Source organism: Halostagnicola sp. A-GB9-2 (assembly GCF_030068615.1).
Taxonomy (GTDB): Archaea; Halobacteriota; Halobacteria; order Halobacteriales; family Natrialbaceae; genus Halostagnicola.
In genome coordinates this window covers 33,373-54,292 of the sequence record NZ_JASJOC010000014.1, presented here as the reverse complement: position 1 = coordinate 54,292, position 20,920 = coordinate 33,373, and the positions used below count along the sequence as shown (strand labels likewise).

Below are 20,920 nucleotides of genomic sequence, written 5' to 3'. Positions count from 1 at the left end.
CGGGAACACTCGACGGGCCGAGTGCTTCCGAGAACGGACCGTTCCATCGGCGTTAGTACAATCCTATTTTGGCAGCGTCAAAAAAGAAAGTCCCGCGAGGGGCCATTTTATACATACATATGGTTGTAATTACTTGCTTGAGTGATGTCTTTGAAGACGGTGTGAAAGCGGAGTTTGAGTTGAAGAATTGTAATTATAACGAACGATATGGCTCATTCAGCGTCTTCTCTAGTCACTTGGTGAAATTCCACATATCATGGTAGCATGTCTCAAGAAATTACGCACCCCGTCGCTGAACGAGCGTCGCAAATTTGCTTTTAGAAAGGATTCAACCGGTTGAAGTACGTTACCGTCTGTTGTACTGAACGGGCTACTCGAATTTGACAGTGTCAAATACGAGATGGGCAGAATGAGAGGCGTCATCGAATACTAGAGGTATCGTCGAGTACTAGTAATTTAAACGCGCTCACGAATGCTATCGGTGCGACAAACAGGGATTTGAAGGCCGGACGAATGAATCCTCCCTACCGATTCGGACGACCTATCATAAGGCCTGCAATCGAATGGGAGTCCGATTCGAAGCATTTCTCGCGATAGGACGGCGATTTCTCCGGCTTGACCCGTGCTGTGACGGGAATTCTCGCGGAACACGTTTGTCACGTTTCATCACGCGATGGGAAACTTATATATATAACGACGAATAACACAAGGGTGTGCCACACACGCACAAGTGACAAGGGTCCGATGCGGAGGCCAAGTGGATTATAATGAGTGATAAAGACACAACTCACGAGTGGTGTACCGATAGACGAACATACCTGGGGGCGCTTTCGGCGGCGGCTGGGGCGGCTCTGGCAGGGTGCATGGGGGGTAGCACCGAAGAACACGAACCGGGTGAACCGGTGCCGACGTTGCAAATCGATTCGATGACAGGCGTTACGGGTGAATCCTCAATCGAACAAGCCCACCTTCACCTCGCCGAAGTGCTCGAGGACGAGTTGGGGGTCCCAGCAAATGTTTCGACGAAAGAAATAAACACGATGTGGGACGAGATATACAACGACGATCGGTCGCGTCACCTCCATCTCGACGTCACCCCGGACATGCCGCAGTTTCTCGAGCCGCACAATGTCCTTCGACAGTTCCAGGCCCAGCGGGCGGGCGCAAACGGGTTAGGAAACGTAAGCCAGTACGCAAACTGTGAATACACAGATCTCGTCAACGAGCAAGTCACCATCTCGGATCCTGACGAGCGCGAAGCGGTGATTCAAGATGCAGTGAGCACCTTCTCGGAGGATATCGGCACGATCAATCTCTTCTCGATGTACGTTCAATCTGCATACCGGCCGGACGGGGTGGACATTCCCGACGATACCGGCGACCAGGGGGTCGCCGATCGAAATACGGACCTCTTCATGGAGATGAGCCCTGCAGACGGCGACACGATCCAGACGAACCTGACGAGTACGGCGATGCAGTCGTCCACTTACATGGTGAACACACCGACGACGGTCTGGGGGACCGTCGTCTACTCGCCGTTGGTGTACTTCGACAAGAACAACGAGCTCCAGCCCTTCCTCGCGACGGATTGGGAGATCGAGGACGACGCGACCACGTTCAGGTTCGATATCCGCGAGGATGCCACGTTCCACAACGGCGATCCCATCACGGCCGAGGACGTCCAGTGGACGTTCGAGTTCGTCAACGAGAACACGGCTCACTTCCAGGAGGCCAGCGAGGTCCCCTACGAATCGATAGACGTCATCGACGATCACACCGTCGAATTCAATTTCGCCGAACCGCACGCACCCTTCCTTCGCGGAACGGCGACGACGTGGGGTATCGTGCCGAAAGACGTCTGGCTGGACGGCGGGGCAGAAGAGAACCCGGACAACGTCGATCTGGATCCGATCGTCGGCTCCGGCGCGTACCAGGTGGTCAACTGGCAGCGAGACGAAATCTTGCACCTCGAGCCGTACGACGACCACTGGATCGATACCGAGGGCGAACTGGTCATGCGATCGTTCGAAGATCAGACCGGTGCCGTTCGAGAGTTGGAAGACGGCGACCTCGACGCAATATTCAGTCTCGGGAGCGACCTCGTGGCAAATATCGAAGACGACGACGAAATCGAGATCGACGGGGTGCCAGGATTCGGCGATTGGGAGCTGACACCACAACACAGCTTCCCAGTGACACAGTTCAGAGAGTTCCGTCTCGCGCTCTCGGAAGCCATCGACCGGGAGTATCTCAGGGAGCTCCTGTCGAGAGGCAACGGTGAGATACACTTGCACTCGGCCCCGTGGGGAGAGCAACATCCGTTCTACCCCGATGACGCGGAAGGGCTAACCCAGATCGCTCAGTCGCCGAGCGGAGACACCGAACGAGCGCGAGAAATCCTTGAAGAAGCGGGTTGGACCTGGGACGATGATGACCGGTTAGTGTATCCAGACGACATCGACACGGACCCGCGCTGGCCGCAGGGTGACGAACCCGCCGATCATCCCGGCGAATACTCGTGTCTCGAGTAACTCGCTCGGCCCCAATTTCATAGATCCTTCAACGAGCCTCCGAAACACGACAATACGAAGAAGCGGACGAGTCAATTGGGTTCGGTACTAGCACGGGGGAGCCAGAACGGGATAGTGTCAGTTAGTCTAAATACTGTGATAGCGGCGTTTGAAGGAAACTTTTATGTAGGTTCCCTGTGTGACGTTTTAACAATTAGCTCAATATGAGTGAATCCACCGACATAGAAGCCCGCCTCAATTCATTACTGAAAAACAACTTTGTAGAAAGTTTCAGGGATGGAATTAACAAGTACCTTTCGGACCGAATAACGATAGCCTGTCTCGTCTTTCTGGCGATACTCGTATTCATTAGCGTGTTCGATCAATTCTTGATGCCGTACGAACACACGACGGTCCATCGCACTCCGGACGGAGAAATCGCCAGACTAGAATCGCCGTCGATGGCGCACCCGCTCGGTACGACTACGTCCGGAGAAGACGTTTTCTCCCGATTACTTTTTGGTGCGAGCTCGACCCTGCTCACGGGCCTGGTCGGCGGGCTGATTATCGTCGGTATCGGGCTCACCGTTGGGATGGTGTCAGGATACTACGGCGGACGGGTCGATAGCTTACTCATGCGAATAACTGACTTCGCCTACGGGATTCCGATCATCCCAACTGCGATCGTGCTTGTCGCCTACTTCGGAATGGGGTTCTGGAGTTCGGTCCTCATCATCGGGTTATTACTGTGGCGGGGGAACGCCCGCGTCTTTCGGTCGCAGGTGTTACAGATCAAAGAGCGCGAACACATCAAGGCCGCAAAAATGTTGGGCGCAAGCGACCGGTACGTCATCACGCGCCACATTCTGCCGAATATGATGGGGATGGTGGTGCTTTTCTTGGCTCTCGGAACCGGGATAACCATTCTAATCAGTGCCGGTCTCGCGTTCCTGGGCTTCATGGACCCGTACGTTCCATCGTGGGGTGTGATGCTCCGAAACGCGTACTCATCCGGGAGCATGACCGAGGCGTGGTGGTGGTCGATTCCGCCGGGAGCGATGATTTCCTTTACGGTGCTCGCGATTTTCCTTCTCGGACGGAGCTACGAGCGAGTAAACGAAGAGCAAGTTAACCAGGTTTCCTAAGACAATGACAGAACCACTACTCGAAGTCGAAAACGTAGACATCACGTATCGGATGGATAGCGAAGACGTCCACGCCGTAACCAATGCGTCGTTCGAGATCGGTGCGAACGAGTACTTCGGACTCGTGGGCGAAAGCGGCTGTGGAAAGAGTACGCTCGCAAAATCAGTGATTAAGGGGCTCGATTCGAACGGGGAGGTCTCCGCGGGAACGATTCGATACAAGGGCCGGGAAATTCAAGATCTCTCCGAAAAAGAGTACAACAAGGAAATCCGCTGGAAAGAGATCTCAGTGATTCCACAGGCGGCGATGAACAGCCTCAACCCGCTCGCAAAGCTGAGCGACCAAGCGATCGAAATCGCGAACGTCCACACCGACTGGTCGGCCGAAAAGTCGGTGGATCGGCTTAAGGAGCTATTCGATATCGTCGGTCTTCCGGAATCGAGAGTCACCGACTATCCACACCAGTTCTCAGGGGGGATGAAACAGCGCGCGATAATCGCGATGTCGTTGCTATTGAATCCGTCTCTGATCATCGCCGACGAACCGACGACGGCGCTGGACGTGATCATGCAGGATCAGTTCCTCAAACACATCGACGGGTTGCGAGACGAGCGGGACCTCGCGTTGCTTCTCATTACGCACGACATCGCGGTCGTCTTCGAGACTTGCGATTCGATGGCGGTCATGCACGGGGGACAGATCGCGGAGAAAGGAACCACGAAGGAGATATTCTCCACACCGAGACATCCGTACACGATACTCTTACAGCAGTCGTTCCCCGACGCTCGACACCCCGATCGCGAACTCGAGGTTATCGAGGGAAGCCCTCCAGCACTACGCGAGGAGGTCGACTACTGTACGTTCGCGAGCAGGTGTCCGTGGGCCGAACAGGAATGCCAAGAATCGCTTCCGCCGATCGAATCGATGAACGGAAACGACAGTCACGCTGTCTCGTGTTTCAGAAGCGACGAGATGGAATCGCTCGCGAGCGAGCACCTGAACACGATCGGGAGACCACAGGCGAACGCTATCGAAAACGAGGGATACGAAGATGACGACTAACAACGAGACCGAGCCGATACTGGAACTTCGAAACGTCGAAAAGCACTTCGAACAGTCGACAAATATCGCAGAAACTCTGCGCCAAACGTTCTTCGGAGAGGGCGCTCAAGAGCCGGTCCGTGCCGTCGACGGCGTTAACCTCGAGTTAGCGGAGAACCAGGTACACGGTATCATCGGAGAAAGCGGATGCGGGAAGTCGACGCTCCTGTTGACGCTTATGGGAGAACACGAGCCGACGGGCGGCGAAATCCTGTACAACGGGCAGCCGATATCGGAGTTCGACAAAGCGGACTGGAAGGCACTCCGTCGGAAAATTCAGGTGATCTTCCAGGATCCGTTTAACACGATGAACCCCCATTTCACCGTCCGAGAAACGCTCAAAGAACCGTTCAAGATACACGGCATCGAGACCGACGAGGAGGAACTGCTCGATATGCTCGAGACGGTTCGACTCACGCCGGCCGAAGAGTACATCGATCGCCGCGAATCGCAGCTATCCGGGGGCGAGAAACAACGCGTCTCGATCGCTCGAGCGTTGATTCTCGAGCCGGATGTCGTGCTGGCCGACGAACCGGTGTCTATGCTCGACGTGTCGACCCAGGCGTCGATCCTGAAGCTCCTGAGCGAACTCACCGAGGAGTACGATGTCGCGATGTTTTACGTTTCTCACGACCTGTCCACGGTGTCGTACGTGTGCGACGAGGTAAACGTCATGTACCTCGGTCGGATCGTCGAAAGCGCGCCGACGCGGAAGATTCTTTCCGATCCGAAGCACCCGTATACGCAGGCGCTGATCAACGCGATCCCGGTTCCCGATCCGTTCCACGATCGAAGCTGGACCGAACTCGACGGAACGCCGGGCGATCCGCAAAACCTGCCGAGCGGTTGTCGGTTCAAGGATCGCTGTCCGGAGCGAATGGACGTGTGCGATCAGCAACCGGCGTTCGAAGTCCACGACGAAGAGACCACACACCAGGTCGCCTGCCACCTGTACGACGAGCAACCCGTCGGTGATTCTCCGATCGGAGTCAATAAAACGGGGGTGTCGGAGTCATGAGTAAAATCAAATACTACATCCGTCGACTCTTCGTGACGGTGCTTTTGATATTCGGTGTCGTGTCCTTCCTGTTCATCGCGTTCCGGCTCATGCCGGGGGACTACGCGACGACGTTGGCCGGCGGCGGTGCATCGTCCAGCGAATTAGAAGAGATTCGAGAATCGTGGGGGCTGAACGAGCCGCTGTACATGCAATACTACCATTACATGGCGAATATGGTAACGGGAGACCCCGGTACCTCCCACGTCTCGAACGAGCCGGTCTTGAGCTACGTTCGCGCCCCGCTGATGAACTCGCTGATCCTTGTTATCCCCGCGATCCTCGTCGCGTTCACCATCGGTTCGATCTACGGCGCATTGCTGGGAACGAAGTCGGGAACGGCCTTCGAGCGATACGGGATCCTCCCGCCGACGCTCGCCGGAACGACCCCGAACTTCTTCATCGGGATCTTGCTCCTGCTCATATTCTCCTCGGCGTTAGGGTGGTTCCCCGTCGGCGGTATGGCGGGGTACGAGACGTACGCCGAGGTCGAGTCGCACTACGAGATCTACCTCACGACCGACTTCTGGAGTCACTACGTGCTTCCGTTCACGACGATCGTACTGACGTTCCTGTACTATCCGGCGCTGATCATGCGCGGGAGCGTCATCGACGTCAAAGGACAGGAGTACACCTACTTCCAGCGCATCGCGGGACTACCGAGTAAAACTCGGTTCAAACACCTCATGAAACACTCCTCACTCCCGGTTATCACTCTTTTGCCGGCACAGACGGCGACCGCGATCAGCGGACTCGTCCTCATCGAAACCGTCTTCAACTGGCCGGGTATCGGGACGCTCCTGTTCGACTCCGTCCTCTCGCGGGATACGCCGGTAATCCAATTCCTCTTCATCATCGTCGCGATTTGGATCATCTTCGGCAACCTTATTGTCGATATCTTTTACACGGTTATCGATCCGCGGATCACGATCGAAGACTAAATCGGACACCTTCGACCCTTTTTCGGTGCCAAGACGTTCACGCTGGACGACGACTGAAACGAACAAGCACCCGCTCGAGAGATGTCGTCTAATCGAGCGTTCTACACGCCGTTTCAAAACTCGAAGCGCCGGTTTCGGAACTCGACGTGGCTGACCGTCAGAACGGGGCCAACGTCGGACAAAACGGGATCGACGGAATCCGTGATGGGATGGGAGGCCGGCGGTGCGGCAAGTGACGCCGGGAATCGCTGCTCGAGTCGGCCGGTTTACCGACCAGCGGCGACGAACTGCCGCTCGAATACGGCCATAGGAGTCGCTGTCGGGGATGGATTGCGGCGACCGTATTCCACTGAGCAATGCCGAGCGCCTCGAGTCGTTCGTCCGACCGTCGACACCGTATCGGAACCGGCGCGACGGCGCAGTCGACACCCATTGGAACTGATCGGCGAGGAAACGTAGAAGGAAACCACACGGAACCCGTCACTGAGGAACGGAACGCTCAGTCATCGACCGCCATGGTTTCATCCTCAAGTCCCTTCTGCTCGTCAGTGACGTTTCCGTCGCGCCACGTTCCTCGGCCGAACCACAAGAAGGCGATGATGCCGCCGATGACCGTCGAGACGGCGAACGCGAGCCACACGCCCTCCGAACCGAAGCGTTCCGCGCCGATCCAGGCGAGCGGAAACCGAATGACGCCGAGCGTGAGGATGGAGATAACGGCCGCGATCAGCGTCTTTCCGGCGCCGCGGAATCCGCCGCTGTACGCCCGCATAACGCCCATAAATCCGAACGTCAACGCCGTGTATCGCAGGAACAACGCGCCCTCGGCGACGACCTCGGGGTCGGTCGTAAAGACGGACACGATCGGCTCGGCGGCGAAGAAAACGAGTACGCCGAGGCCGCTCAACACGAGCAACATCACCTTCGCGCCGAAGTGATTGGTCCGCTCCGCCCGGTCGATCTTTCCGGCACCGATATTTTGTCCGGTCATCGTTTCCACGCCCTGTGAGAATGCGATCGCGGGAAGGAAGATGACCGAGAAGACTCGAGTGCCGATGCCGAACGCCGCGACGACCGTCTCTGGGAACACCGCGATGATAACTAACAGCAGGTTGATCGAAAGCGCTCGAGCCGTCCCCTCGACGGAGGCAGGCATCCCGATATCGATCAATCGGCGACCGTACTCTAGATCCGGCGACATCTCCGAGAGGTGGATCTGAACGCCGTGAGTACCCCGAAACAGGATCACCAGTCCGACGCCGAACGCCAGCGTTCGCGAGAGAACGGTCGCAATGGCCGCGCCTTCGATTCCCGACCCTGCGTAGCCAGTAAGGGCGAACAGTTCAGTTTCCAAGCCACGGATCCCCAGATAGCCGAATAGGGGGTTGTTCTCGAAGCCGAAGATGAAAAAGGGGTCGACGACGATGTTGATCACGACCGATCCGAACATCACGAGCATCGGCGTGACCGTATCGCCGTACCCGCGCATGAGCGCGAGGAAGACGAAGAAGCCGAAAACTGAGACCAACCCGACGGAGTATACGCGCATGTAATCGGCGACGAGGGGTGCGACCTCCGGTGATGCACCGAGCAATCCGAGGACATCGTCGACGAATACGTAGCCGAACGCGCCGAGGATAACCGACGTGATAACCGAGTACGTCACCGTCTGCGACGCGGCGTACTCCGCCTGTTGTTCCTGGCCCGCGCCGGTGTACTGGGCGACGAGCACGCTCCCGGCAACCGAAACGCCGAGCGCGAGCGCGATGAGGAAAAAGACCATTGGAAACGCGAAGCTGATCGCAGCCAGCGAGGTGGTGCTGTGCTGGCCGAGCCAGAACGTATCCGCGAGGTTGTAGGTGACCTGAAGGAGATTCGTGATAATCAGCGGAATCGAGAGGTAAATAAGCGGTTTTGCGATTCCCCCCGATGTGAGATTGAGTTGATCCGACGATTTGAATATCGCGTTCAGATGTTCTCGAAGGGTCACTCGACGCTAACCTCCACCCGATCCGACACGAGCACGTGTTCCGAAATGTACGTCTCGAGCGTCTCACAGCTCCGTTCGAGGGGATGTCCGACGGCGACGTGGCGAGTCTGGACGCCGTTGAGCACCGTCACGATGAAATCGGCCGTCTGGTCCGGGTCGATCTCATCGCGAAACGTTCCCGCTTCCTGGCCCCTCTCGAGGATCGACTGAAACCGGTAGTGGAGGAGTCGATCGAAGTCCGCCAGTTCAGAGCGAAATCGATCGTCGTAGGGCCCTTGGGCCTTGATCTCGAGCAACGCCGTCCTGAAGCGCTGAAAGGTCTCTTCGTTTCGGGGGGCGAGGTACGTCTCGATGAGGGCCACGAGCTGTTCGTCGGGCGTGTCTCCCTCCAGCCCTGCGATGCGTTCGGCGAACGAGCGCTGCAGGTAATCGAACAGGGAGTAGAGGAGGTCCTGTTTACTATCGTAATAGTAGTGCAGCGTCGATTTGCTCTTCGAGGACTCGTCCGCGATATCCTGCATCCGAAGCGATGCGTAGCCGTGTTTGCAGAGGGCTGCATAGGTCGCATCCATGAGTTCGTCGGTGGTTTCGTTCATTGTGCTCAATTTGACTGGCCAGCCAGTCAGTCATTTTGTTATATAAAGCGTTTGCCAGGCAAAAAAGTACCGGTACACTTCGATGAAGGGGCTCGAGGATACGAAAAGTTTCTCGAGGGCGTACGACACCCCTAAAATCGACCCGGACCGTTCCCGACGTTAGTCGTTTTCAGTCCGTTTGCGCTCAACCAGCGACAGTCCGATCATCGAGAGCACGATATCACCGTCCTGGTTCGTGACTTCTCGCAGGGTTTCTATGTGTCCGCGGTCGGGCTTGCTTTCGGACGGTTGTTTATCGACGATCTCGACTCGAAGCGAAAGCGTGTCGTCGGGCGCAACCGGGTTTTTCCATCGGAGTTCATCGACACCGATACCGGCGATCGTCGCGTACTCCTCACCCATCCCGTCGGCGCTCAACCGCATACAGATCGCCGCGACGTGCCAGCCCGAGGCGACAAGTTCGCCGAAGAGTGAGTCTTTCGCGGCTTCCTCGTCGGTGTGAAACGGTTGCGGATCGTACTGCTTTGCGAACTCGATGATTTCCTCCTTCGGGACGTGGTAGTCGCCGTATTCTCGAGTCTCACCGACTTCGATATCGTCGTAATACTGCATGCTAGTACGTAGCAGGAAAAATGGAAAAGTGTTCTGTTGTGGTACAGCGTCGTCCCTTTACGGTCGATCCGCGAACATCGTGAGAAACAGCCGACTTCTGTCCGACCGACGGCGATACTCTTCGTCTCGCCGTTCTCGAACTCGGCGGGGGAACGACTTCAATACGGTCGACGTCGTTCATCGACCGAACACCTCCACCGCGTTCCGGCTGGATATTCAAGACTTGCGCTGGCCGCTCCCGCCGTACGTGCGCGAAGCTGGCATCTCGAATTCCGCGAGCAGGTTCTCAAATGTGCCGTCTACAATCTTCGTCGAACGGTTAGATATCCGCAGATTCAAGCGCAGTGTTTCGGTTTCTACCGATCGTCTGGGTGAGTGAAAACCCCGAAATCAAGCTCTGTCTAACGATCCTACGAAGCAATAGATTTATGCTGATGTGCTATTAGCACAGATACAGGGATATGATAACATGAACCAAGACACCACTATCGATCGGCGTAGCTTCCTGAAAGGCACGGGTGCAGCAAGTGCAGTGGGTATCGCAACGCTTTCCGGTTGTCTGGGAGAAGGGGGAGGCGAGAACGAATTGGTTATCGGTACCGCCGCCTCAGCGACGGCGAACTACGCGTCGATGCAGGGCTTCGGCTCCGCGGTGAACGAGAATACAGACGATATATACCTCGACGTGCGTCCCAACGACGGGATGGCCGCCAACGTCGGTGACATGGCACGAGGCGAAATGGATCTCGCGTTGCTCACTGATTACAACGCCCTCCTGATCGAGCGTGGTGAAGACGAATACGCCGATATCGACTACGAACTCACGCAACTACTGAAAACGGCCACGACGGAGTGGATTCTGGTATCTAACGACGAGGACATCACCTCGTACGACGACATCGATGCGGATACCAGCGTCTCTGCAGGTCCGTCCGGTACAGCAGTCATGGACTACTTTGTCGAAATCATGGAGCTACTCGAGATCGAGTTCGACGAGACCCCGGTCGGCTTCGGTGACATGGGCTCTGCTCTCGAAGAAGGACGGATAGACATCGGACTCTCGGCGACCAACAACGCACCCACGGCCGATGAAGAAGAAGGCACCGATCTAATCACCCCGGGTTGGGTCCAGCAACTACAGGGGTCGTCTGATGTCCATCCTCTCGAAATGGCGGAAGACCAGTTCGAAACTGTTTCCGACGAGTTCACGACGTTCGCCATCGATCCGGACTTGGTAGACGGGTACGATAGTACCCCGGACTCCATTCCGGGAATGGTCCAGACGACGTATCTCTGTGCACCTGCCGATGCGGAGGGAGACCTTATTACGACGATGATGGAAACGGCGTGGGACCAGCGCGACGACATGGGCACGTACCACGACTTCCTGACGTTCCACCAGTACGATGACCACTGGACGCGGTTCAGTTTCGACGGGTTCCCGTTTCACTCGGCCGCGGCCGACTTCTACGAGGATGTCGGAGCCTGGGACGACGACCTCGAGCGCGCATCGGAGTAGCGGAACTCCACCCACAATACAAAATATGATACTAGTTATGAATACGGGAGAGGAGCCTGTATGAATTGGACCAATCGAAAGTCGCTCTATCGGTTCGGAGACGGCGTGATCTGGGTTCTCGGAGTCATCATGTCGTTGCTCCTCATCTACTACGCGTTCTCACTGTACGGTGTCCGCACGCAACACGCCAATCTCATCCTCGGACTGAGCATGGCTATCTATTACATGCTTCAGTTTAGAGAGATCTACGGCGAAAAAGAGGCTTCGGATGCGGTCGATGAGGACAACGTGGCCGTTCCGATTTTTAAATACATCCGTATCGGGCGATACCTTCCACAAATCGACGCCGAGGTGAAGCATGTCTGGTTAGCCGTCAGTCGGTCGTACGAGAAAATAAAACCGGCGCTGTTTCTCACCCTCACGGCGCTCTCGCTGGCGACTGCCCTCTACATTCAGTTTCACTTCTCTCGTCTCCTCACCGAGGCGCCTATCGCCGGAAATACCCAACTGGATTTCCTCGTCGGTGCGATCGTCATCGTGCTCGTTACGGACGTCACGACGCGGGCTTTCGGGAAGATCATGGGCGCCGTCGTCGTTATCGGAATCCTCTTCGGTTTCTTAGGCCCGTATCTCCCGGGTCTGTTCTACCACGGCGGTCTCGGTTTGGAACAGATGATCAGAATCGCGGCGATCGGTCTCGGCGGCGTCTACGGGTTCATCCTCGAGATCGGCGCCACCTGGGTCGCGATATTCCTCCTATTAGCAGGGTTCACAAAGTCCTACGGTATTCTCGATTACATCGTCGAAGTGAGCGAGGAAATCAGTAAACTCACTCGAACCGGAATCGTCCACGTGGCCGTCGTCGCGAGTCTCGGTTTCGGATCGATAACCGGGAGCGGCGCTGCGAACACTGCAACGACCGGGAACTTCACGATTCCCATGATGAAAAAGCAGGGCGTCGATAAGGCCTATGCCGGCGCAGTCGAAACGGTCGCGTCGATCGGCGGTCAACTCGTTCCCCCGATTATGGGCGTCGCTGCGTTCATTATGGCCGACCTCGTCGGCGTACCATATCTCTCGATCGTACAGGCGGGACTGATTCCGGCCTTCCTGTTCTACTTCAGCATCGTCGTTGCCGTCCAACTCCTGATCTTCAAGCACGGCTGGACGTCGAACACGTCGGGCGATGTCGACTATCGTCTCTTCCTCCAGTCCGTCTGGTACATGGTCCCGTTCGCTGTTCTCATCTATCTTCTCGCAGTGTTGCGGTTCAGCCCGCTAATTGCTGGCTACTACACTGTGCTATCACTGATAGGCGTCTTCTTCGTCAAAACGATCGTCGAAGACGGGAGAAACGGCGCGAAAGAGGCCACCGTCAAAACGGTACGCGGGCTCCGACAGGGTGCCGTCGACATGGCCGCACTGATCGCCGTACTCGGATCCATCGGGATTCTCATCGAAGTGCTAACGCAAACTGGATTCGCGCAGCGTTTGAGTACGTTCATGGTCGGGCTCGCCGGCGGAAATCTGCTCCTCCTGCTCGTTCTAGCGATGATCGTTAGCCTGCTGTTCGGTCTCGGAATGCCGGCACCGGCGGCGTATATCCTCACCGCGTCACTGGCAGCGACTGCGATGGTTGGCTTCGGTATCAGGGATATCACCGCCCACATGTTCGTGTTCTACTTCGCGCTGTACGCATCGTTTACACCACCTGTTGGTCCGTCGACGATCATCGCAGCGAAATTAGCGGAAGCGTCGTATCTCGAGACGGCGAAGCAATCGATGCGACTCGCCTTCCCTGGGTTCCTGATCCCGTTCGTGTTCATCGCGAACGATTCGTTGATCTATTGGGAGACCCCGGTTACCATACTCTTGCTACTGACGACCGTCATCTGTGTCATCGGCCTCTGTATGAGCATGTTTGCGTTCGACGGCCGAAACCATCTCTCGTCGATCCACCGAATCGTATTCCTGGGGCTCTCGCTGCTCGGTATGTTCGGTACTCACCTTGGAGTGTTCGATACGTACCTGTACCAGGTTGCGGTCGCCAGCATGCTGGTGACGTTTATGGCCGTGAGTTATTTTATCTCACCGAGGGTGGACACTTCCGGCCTAACAGCACGCTCCGACTAATTGGATTAGTTCTCCCGATTTACGAATCCTTTTCGCCGGAGTACCGACGAAAGCTTTTAGCCACTGATAAGGTAATAGTGTATGTGTATGATAAACACACACGGACTAGTTGTACGGAGAAAACATATTACTAAACCGACTATAACAGGGATCGGACCGTCCCGTTCACCTGAGTGGGGCTCAGGTGATCAGCGATGGAACTAGATCCCGACGAACGGGCCATGCTGAACGGTGAGGAGGGTCCCGCCAAACAGGTGGCGATGGATCTACTGATCAGGTACGCCGAAGCGCTAGACGCCGACCGCCTCATTAGTACGGACAACGTTGCTGGTGTCCCCGGAGCGGTCAACGAATTCCTCGAGAACTACTACGGCGGGGAGAGTACCAGTCACGACGAGATATTCTCGCGATACGATCTCGATAGCGATCGGGTCGTTGACGTCCCCGATACCGAGGCCGGTGCCACCCGACTGCAGGGGAAGGTCGAACCCAAACATTGGGACGAGCTGGGAACCGACCAGAAAAACGCCGAACTGGACCGTATAAGCGAGGAATTCGCCGCCGACCACGATGTCGAAGTTCTGAAGACGTGTACGCCGTACCACGCGGGAAACCTCCCGTCGTACGGGGAACACTGTGCGTGGATGGAGTCGTCGGCCGTCGTGTTCATCAACTCCGTCCTCGGTGCGCGGACGAACGTCGAGGGACGTGAAAGCACCAGTGCCGCGATGCTCACGGGTAAAATTCCCGACTGGGGGCTCCATCGGGATGAGAACAGGTACGGAACCCATCGGATAGAAGTCGACGTGCCGGTCGACGATATCATGAATTGGGGAATGCTAGGCTATTTCGTCGGTAAACACATTCAGGAAGACATCCCCGTTCTGATCGGTGACTACGGGAGTCCGAGCCGGGTAGAGCACAAGCACTTCGGCGCCTCTGCGGCGACCTCCGGCGGGATCGAACTCTACCACGTCGTCGGCGAAACCCCGGAAGCCGAGACCGAGGCCAGTGCGTTCGGTCCCAACGAACCGGAGGACGTCTATCGCTACGACAAGGAGGCCCGCAGGGAGGTGTACGACGAACTCAATGCTGTCGGTGACGACCGCGACATCGACTTCGTGATGCTGGGCTGTCCGCACTACTCGATAGAACAGGTGCGGGAAGCCAGTCGTCTCCTGGAGGGGAACGAGCTCGACGAAGACGTCGAACTGTGGCTGTTCGCGTCTCGAAAGGTTCGGGATCAAGCCGAACAAGAGGGGCACGCGGACGTGATCCGTGCCGCCGGCGGGAAGATGATGACCGATACGTGTTCGTCGATGAGTCAGGCCGTCCCGCCGGAGACCGACGTCGTCGCGCTCGATTCGGCCAAGCAAGTTCACTATCTTCCGGCCATCATGGACGTCGAGGCGTGGTTCGGCTCGACCGAAGACGTCATCGATGCGGCAATCTCCGGTTCCTGGGACGGTGAGCGGCCATGACCGACGAGACGATCGTTCTCGAGGGACGCCCCGTCGTCGACGGCTATATCGAGGCGGAGGCCATCGTCACCGACGAGACGATCTCCGGCTGGGGCGGCGTCGATCCGGAACACGGGACGATTATCGAAATGCGCCACGACCTCCACGGCGAATCGTTCACGGACAAGGTGCTCGTGTTCCGAGGCGCGAAGGGCTCCTCGGGCTGGTCGTCAGTCTTTCACACGACGCGGCTGGCCGACACCGCACCCGCTGCGATGATCTACGAAGAGACGACCACGAAAGTGGCGCTCGGGGCTGTCGTCACGCGGGTGCCTGCCGTGACCGACCTAGACGAGGATCCGACAGAGATCATCGACAGCGGCGATCTGGTGGCCGTCGACGGTGACGAGGGTATCGTAACGATCACGAAACGCGCTGGCTCCGGCGACGGGGACGTACCAGAGTAACCGGTATTTCCGATCGCGAACCGGACACGATCATCGGGGGAACTCTGGCCCCTACCAGGGTTCGTCAACGGGCAGTGAAACACAACGGGGAAGACGCTACAATGACAGAAGACATCCAGACGGACACGGTATCCAAGTCGGAACAGGACGAACGAACGCACATCGAAGCCGATATCTGCGTCCTCGGCGCGGGAATATCAGGCGTCTCGACCGCGTTAGAGGCTGCCAAGTCGGGTGCAGACGTCGTCTTGGCCGACGCGTCGCAGTCGATCGGCGGTCAGGCGGTCGGCTCGATCATCGGGACGCTCATCGGACTGTACTCCCACGGTGACGATCCCTATCAGCTCACTCACGGCATCGCTGACGACCTCATCGAGGACTTGGAACCGGAGGGGTCGATTCAGCGGCTCAGTGCCCAGACTTCGGAACTCTCGACGGTCCTGTTCCAGTACGACGAAGTCGAACTCCAGCGGTGGATGGAACGAAAGTGCCAACAGCATGGCGTGCGAACGCTGCTCGCTGCGATACTCACCGACGTGGAGTTCACCGACCGTCGCGTGGACCATCTCGATTTCACGACGCGGTACGGTTCAGTCAGAGTCGAAGCGGACGGATTCGTCGACGCCTCCGGCGATGGGAGCCTCTGTTGGGAGGCCGGACTCGAGCTACGCGAACCCAACGAACCGGTGTACGGCTCGCTGAACTTTCTCATCGAGGGGTACGACACCGACACCGTTGGGGACTTCTCCATGGACGACGTCCACGATCGGCTCGAGGAAGTCGGCGAGGAGTACGGTCTCGTCCGGGAAGACGGCCACTTGATGCACTTTCCCGAGAAGGATTTCATGCTGGCTAACATCACTCACATCGAGACGCCGCTGGACCCGCTCGGGTACGGTAATATGGTATTCGAGGGACGCCGGCAGGCCGACAAGACAGTCGAGTTCCTGCAAACGGAGTTTTCCGAAATCTTCGATGGCGCGAGCGTTCGCCGCTACGGGAATCCCGGGATCCGCCAAACCCGTTGGATCAAGAGCCGTGAGCAACTGACGCTCGACGACCTGCGGGAGGGGTACCGGCCAGACGACGCCGTCGCGCGCGGTTCGTGGTCGGTCGAGCTCCACGACACCCCAGAAGACGTTCACTGGGAGCACTTCGAAGACGGCCACGTCTACTACATCCCGCTGTCCTGTATGATACCCGAGGGAGCGGACAACATCGTCACGGTCGGCCGCTGTGTCGATGCCGATACCGAAGCCCTCTCGGCGATCCGGATAATGGGTATCTGTATCGCGATGGGAGCTGCCGCCGCACACAGTCTCGATCTGGCGGGTTCGGACCCGGTCTACGAGATCGACATGGACGACCTCCAAGAGCGGTTGGACGAGAACCTCGAACGAACCGACTAATCACCGATTGTGCTCTTCTATCCGGTTTCGGCGCAGAAACGGGGAAATCGAAACTCGGTCGGAACGAACAGCGAGTGCGACGACCCTCGCTACTTGTACACTGGCTATACCGGCTGCCGTCGGGCGAACGCTATCGCTCGAACTAGTACCAGTACCTCATCGTTGTGCAGTCACAAGGAATGAGCGATTGGACCGATATAATCGGATTCGATCCGATCCGCGATCACTCGCAATAGTCCTCGAGCGCTCAGGCGGTCTCCGCGTGCGGATCGTGCTCGCTCGGTCGATAACGGAACCGAATCGACCCCGGCAGTGATAACCCATAAAACTCAAGCAAGTAGAGGTGTAAGGATCTCACGATGGCTAAACAGACTGCTCGACCAGACGGACCCGAAATATCAGTCGACGGTGACTGGAACGCGCTCTTTATCGACGGCGAATGGCGCTCCGTCGAGGAACGGGAGCGGGTTGCCGTGGAAAATCCGGCGACGAGAGAGACGATCGCTCAGGTTCCGTTAGGTGAGGTCGAAGACATCGACGACGCGTACGACGCGGCAGTCGGCGCACAGCAAGCGTGGGCCGAAACAACACCCGACGAGCGTGCAAAGGTCGTTCGGACGGTCGCACAACTGCTAGAAACCCACGCCGAGGAGATCCGCGAAATCCTCGCAGTCGAGGCGGGAAGCGCCCCGCCCAAGCTCGACATCGAGCACGGCGGTGCCGTGACGTTCGTCCACGATGCGGCGTCGTTCGCGTTCCGCATGTCCGGCCGCCACAACCAATCGAAGATTCCAGGGAAGGAAAACATCATCCAGCGCGACCCCGCCGGCGTCGTCGGCGTCATCAGCCCGTGGAACGTGCCACTGAAACTCGCGATTCGCGCCGTCGCTCCCGCCATCGCCCTCGGGAACAGCGTCGTTCTCAAGCCGCCGACCGAGACGCCGATTTCCGGCGGACTCGTCATCGCTCGGCTATTCGAAATGGCCGGATTGCCCGACGGAGTCATAAACGTCGTTCCCGGCCACGGCACCGTGGCGGGCGACCGGACGGCGTCCCATCCCGACAGCGACGTCGTCGCCTTCACTGGCTCGACCGGAGCCGGACGACTCGTCGGGGAGAACGCCGTGAACCACTTCGCGCTCCCGGCGCTGGAACTGGGCGGGAACAACCCGCACGTCGTCCTCGAGGATGCCGACCTCGACGCCGCGGTCGACGCCGGGACGTTCGGTTCGTTCTGGCACCAGGGACAGGTCTGCATTTCGATCAACCGCCATCTCGTCCACGAGTCGCTCTACGACGAGTACGCCGAGCGGCTCGCGAACCGCGCGGCCGAACTTCCGATCGGCGATCCGACCGACGAGGACACGGTCATCGGGCCGATCATCAACGAAGAACAGCGCGACGAGATCGTCGAATACATCGAGCAAACGATCGACGAAGGCGCGACGCTCGAGGCCGGCGGCGACTACGACGATCTGTTCGTCGAACCGACCGTCCTCACCGGCGTCGAAAACGACATGGCTGCCGCCTGTAACGAGCACTTCGGACCCGTCGCGCCGATCATCCCGTTCAGTACTGACGAGGAAGCGATCGAAATCGCGAACGCGACCGAATACGGACTGGCAGGCTCGGTCCATTCGGCGGACCGCGGTCGCGCTCGCGACGTCGGGGACCAGATCGAGGTGGGAATGATGCACGTCAACGACCAGCCGGTCAACGCGGAGCCGCACACGCCGTTCGGCGGCAAGAAGGACTCCGGTATGGGTCGGTACAACGGTGACTGGATCATCGACGAATTCACCGAAGTGAAGTGGACGTCGGTCCAGCGCGAGTCGCGCGATTACCTGTTCTAAGAGCCCCGAAGCGATTCCGAAATATTTGGTGGAAGACTGTCCGAGGATCGATACGCCGCTTCCATCGCGATTGACTCATCCGCTTTGCAGTAGTACTAAATATCGCTAATACGACTGTTACCGTATGGCAGTGAACGCCGCGATAGTCGGTCCTGGAAACATTGGCACTGACCTCATGTACAAGATCCTCGGTCGGAGCAATTCGATCGATCTACAACGGATGATCGGTATTTTCCCGGTAGACGAGTCCGAGGGGCTTCAGGCCGCCGTCGACGAAGGTATCGACGTGGGAACGGACGGAATCGACAGTGTCCGAGAACACGCCGACGAATTCGACATCGTCTTCGAAGCCACAAGCGCGACGGTCCACGAACAGCAGGCGCCGGTGTACGAGGAGCTCGGCCTGTTCGCGATCGATCTCACCCCTGCGGCAGTCGGTCCGTACACGGTCCCTGCCGTCAACATGGACGACGTTACGAACAGCGGGAACAACATCAACATGGTCACCTGTGGCGGACAGGCGACGATCCCGCTCGTCCACGCGGTGAACCGAGTCGCCGACGTCGAGTACGCGGAGATGATATCCACGATCTCTTCGGAAAGCGCCGGCCCCGGAACCCGCCAGAACATCGATGAATTCACCCAGACCACCGCTGCCGGCCTCGAGGAAGTCGGCGGCGCCGACGAGGGAAAAGCGATCATCATCCTCAATCCCGCCGAACCGCCGATACTAATGCGAAACACGGTGTACACGAAAGTTCCGGATACGACCGACGTAGACGACGTCCGCGACTCTGTAGCCGAGATCGAGAGCGAAATTCAGTCGTACGTCCCCGGATACGAGGTGACCCTCGAGCCGAGCGTCAAAGACCAGGACGACGTCGGCTTCGATCTCGGCGATTCGGTCGTCATCACGACGATGCTCGAAGTAGAGGGAGAGGGGCAGTACTTACCGCCGTACGCCGGAAACCTCGATATTATGACCAGCGCCGCGCTCGGTGCGGCAGAACGAATCGCGGAGCACTCCGCCGAGGCGCGGACCGTCGGGGGTGATGCCGATGACTGAACGCGACGTTCGACTCGTCGACATGACGCTTCGGGACGGCATGCACGCCGTCGACCACCAGTTCACGCCGGAGCAGATGGCGGACATCGCAAGCGCCCTCGACGACTCGCGGATGGACGTCGTCGAAGTCTCCCACGGCGACGGCATGGGCGGCTCGTCGATCAATTACGGATTTTCGGCCGCGGACACTTCGGAGTACCTCGAGGCGGTCGTCCCCGAACTAACGGATACCGAGCTTTCGGTGCTGATGCTTCCCGGGATCGGAACCGTCGAAGAGATCGATCTCGCGGTCGACCGAGGTGCCGACATCTGCCGCATCGCGACCCACGTGACGGAGGCGGACGTCTCCGCCGAACACTTCGAATTCGTCACGGACAGGGGTCTCGAGGCGAACGGACTCCTGATGCTTTCGCACATGGAGCCGCCGGAGAAGGTGTTAGAGCAGGCCAAACTCATGGAAGAGTACGGCGCTGACGCGGTCTACGTGATGGATTCGGCGGGCGCGATGCTTCCCGAAGACGTTCGCGAGCGGGTCGGACTGCTCGCCGACGAGCTATCAATCGATGTCGGGTTCCACGCGCACAACAACCTCGGCCTCGGGATCGGGAACACGCTCGCCGGCATCGAAGCCGGGGCGACGACGGTGGACGGCTGTCTTCGCGGTCTCGGTGCCGGCTCCGGGAACGCCCAGATGGAAGTGCTCGTCGGCACGCTCGAGAAAGCCGGGTACGACGTGACGCCCGATTTCTTCAGTACGATGGACGCCGCAGAGGACGTTCTGGTTCCGATGTTAACCGAAGAGACGATGCCCGAACTCGATAACGACTCGCTCGTCCTGGGCTACGCGGGCGTCTACTCGTCGTTCCTGCGACACACCCGTCGCGTCGGCGAGAAATTCGATCTCGACCCTCGAGAGATCCTCGTCGAACTGGGCGAGATGGGCGTCGTCGGTGGACAAGAGGATATGATTACCGACGTCGCCGCGAGCATCGCGGAGGAGCGGGCGGACGAAGCCGAGGCCGACGACTAACGGACTCTCGAGTGGTCCCGTCTCGTTTTG

Annotated in this window: 16 protein-coding genes; 13 read left to right on the top strand and 3 right to left on the bottom strand. The window is 58.1% G+C overall.

Annotated elements, in window-relative coordinates; translation table 11 throughout:
- Window positions 1-767: 767 nt before the first annotated feature.
- The 5 genes from QNM96_RS20400 (at window position 768) to QNM96_RS20380 (ending at window position 6,755) form a co-directional block, all read left to right on the top strand.
- On the top strand, window positions 768-2,531 hold the full coding sequence (locus QNM96_RS20400) for an ABC transporter substrate-binding protein (RefSeq protein WP_283838649.1): 1,764 nt from the start codon (window positions 768-770) through the stop codon (window positions 2,529-2,531).
- Window positions 2,532-2,902: 371 nt separating this feature from the next.
- On the top strand, window positions 2,903-3,655 hold the full coding sequence (locus tag QNM96_RS20395) for an ABC transporter permease (protein WP_283838648.1): 753 nt from the start codon (window positions 2,903-2,905) through the stop codon (window positions 3,653-3,655).
- A gap of 4 nt (window positions 3,656-3,659) precedes the next feature.
- Window positions 3,660-4,718: an ABC transporter ATP-binding protein gene (locus QNM96_RS20390; protein WP_283838647.1), complete on the top strand. Its 1,059-nt coding sequence runs from the start codon at window positions 3,660-3,662 to the stop codon at window positions 4,716-4,718.
- Entirely contained in the window at window positions 4,708-5,775 is a 1,068-nt protein-coding gene (locus QNM96_RS20385; RefSeq protein WP_283838646.1) for an ABC transporter ATP-binding protein, read from the top strand. Before QNM96_RS20390 ends, QNM96_RS20385 begins: the two co-directional genes overlap by 11 nt.
- A complete protein-coding gene (locus QNM96_RS20380; protein WP_283838645.1) occupies window positions 5,772-6,755 on the top strand; it encodes an ABC transporter permease in 984 nt (327 codons plus the stop codon). Before QNM96_RS20385 ends, QNM96_RS20380 begins: the two co-directional genes overlap by 4 nt.
- A 499-nt stretch (window positions 6,756-7,254) precedes the next feature.
- On the opposite strand, the gene QNM96_RS20375 is transcribed toward QNM96_RS20380, so the two are convergent.
- The 3 genes from QNM96_RS20375 to QNM96_RS20365 form a co-directional block, all read right to left on the bottom strand.
- Window positions 7,255-8,745 (bottom strand): MATE family efflux transporter, encoded by a 1,491-nt coding sequence (locus QNM96_RS20375; RefSeq protein WP_283838644.1) that lies wholly within the window; start codon window positions 8,743-8,745, stop codon window positions 7,255-7,257.
- Complete coding sequence (locus QNM96_RS20370; RefSeq protein ID WP_283838643.1) at window positions 8,742-9,341, bottom strand: TetR/AcrR family transcriptional regulator; 600 nt, start codon at window positions 9,339-9,341, stop codon at window positions 8,742-8,744. Before QNM96_RS20370 ends, QNM96_RS20375 begins: the two co-directional genes overlap by 4 nt.
- Window positions 9,342-9,500: 159 nt before the next feature.
- Window positions 9,501-9,953: a MaoC family dehydratase gene (locus QNM96_RS20365; RefSeq protein ID WP_283838642.1), complete on the bottom strand. Its 453-nt coding sequence runs from the start codon at window positions 9,951-9,953 to the stop codon at window positions 9,501-9,503.
- Between the two features lie 469 nt (window positions 9,954-10,422).
- On the opposite strand from QNM96_RS20365, the gene QNM96_RS20360 reads away from it, so the two are divergent.
- The 8 genes from QNM96_RS20360 (at window position 10,423) to dmpG (ending at window position 20,890) form a co-directional block, all read left to right on the top strand.
- Window positions 10,423-11,472 (top strand): TAXI family TRAP transporter solute-binding subunit, encoded by a 1,050-nt coding sequence (locus QNM96_RS20360; RefSeq protein WP_283838641.1) that lies wholly within the window; start codon window positions 10,423-10,425, stop codon window positions 11,470-11,472.
- Between the two features lie 60 nt (window positions 11,473-11,532).
- The gene (locus tag QNM96_RS20355) at window positions 11,533-13,605 is read left to right on the top strand and encodes a TRAP transporter fused permease subunit (RefSeq protein WP_283838640.1); all 2,073 of its coding nucleotides are present in this window, start codon (window positions 11,533-11,535) and stop codon (window positions 13,603-13,605) included.
- 194 nt (window positions 13,606-13,799) lie between these two features.
- Window positions 13,800-15,086, top strand: a complete 1,287-nt coding sequence (locus QNM96_RS20350) for an aconitase X catalytic domain-containing protein (protein ID WP_283838639.1) — start codon at window positions 13,800-13,802, stop codon at window positions 15,084-15,086.
- Entirely contained in the window at window positions 15,083-15,532 is a 450-nt protein-coding gene (locus tag QNM96_RS20345; RefSeq protein ID WP_283838638.1) for a DUF126 domain-containing protein, read from the top strand. The genes QNM96_RS20350 and QNM96_RS20345 overlap by 4 nt, the downstream gene beginning before the upstream one ends.
- A gap of 101 nt (window positions 15,533-15,633) precedes the next feature.
- Complete coding sequence (locus QNM96_RS20340; RefSeq protein WP_283838637.1) at window positions 15,634-16,941, top strand: FAD-dependent oxidoreductase; 1,308 nt, start codon at window positions 15,634-15,636, stop codon at window positions 16,939-16,941.
- Window positions 16,942-17,300: 359 nt separating this feature from the next.
- Complete coding sequence (locus QNM96_RS20335) at window positions 17,301-18,794, top strand: aldehyde dehydrogenase family protein (RefSeq protein WP_283838636.1); 1,494 nt, start codon at window positions 17,301-17,303, stop codon at window positions 18,792-18,794.
- 124 nt (window positions 18,795-18,918) lie between these two features.
- Entirely contained in the window at window positions 18,919-19,860 is a 942-nt protein-coding gene (locus QNM96_RS20330; RefSeq protein ID WP_283838635.1) for an acetaldehyde dehydrogenase (acetylating), read from the top strand.
- Window positions 19,853-20,890, top strand: coding sequence for a 4-hydroxy-2-oxovalerate aldolase (gene dmpG / locus QNM96_RS20325; RefSeq protein ID WP_283838634.1), 1,038 nt, complete (start codon window positions 19,853-19,855; stop codon window positions 20,888-20,890). Before QNM96_RS20330 ends, dmpG begins: the two co-directional genes overlap by 8 nt.
- The last annotated feature ends 30 nt before the right edge of the window (window positions 20,891-20,920 follow it).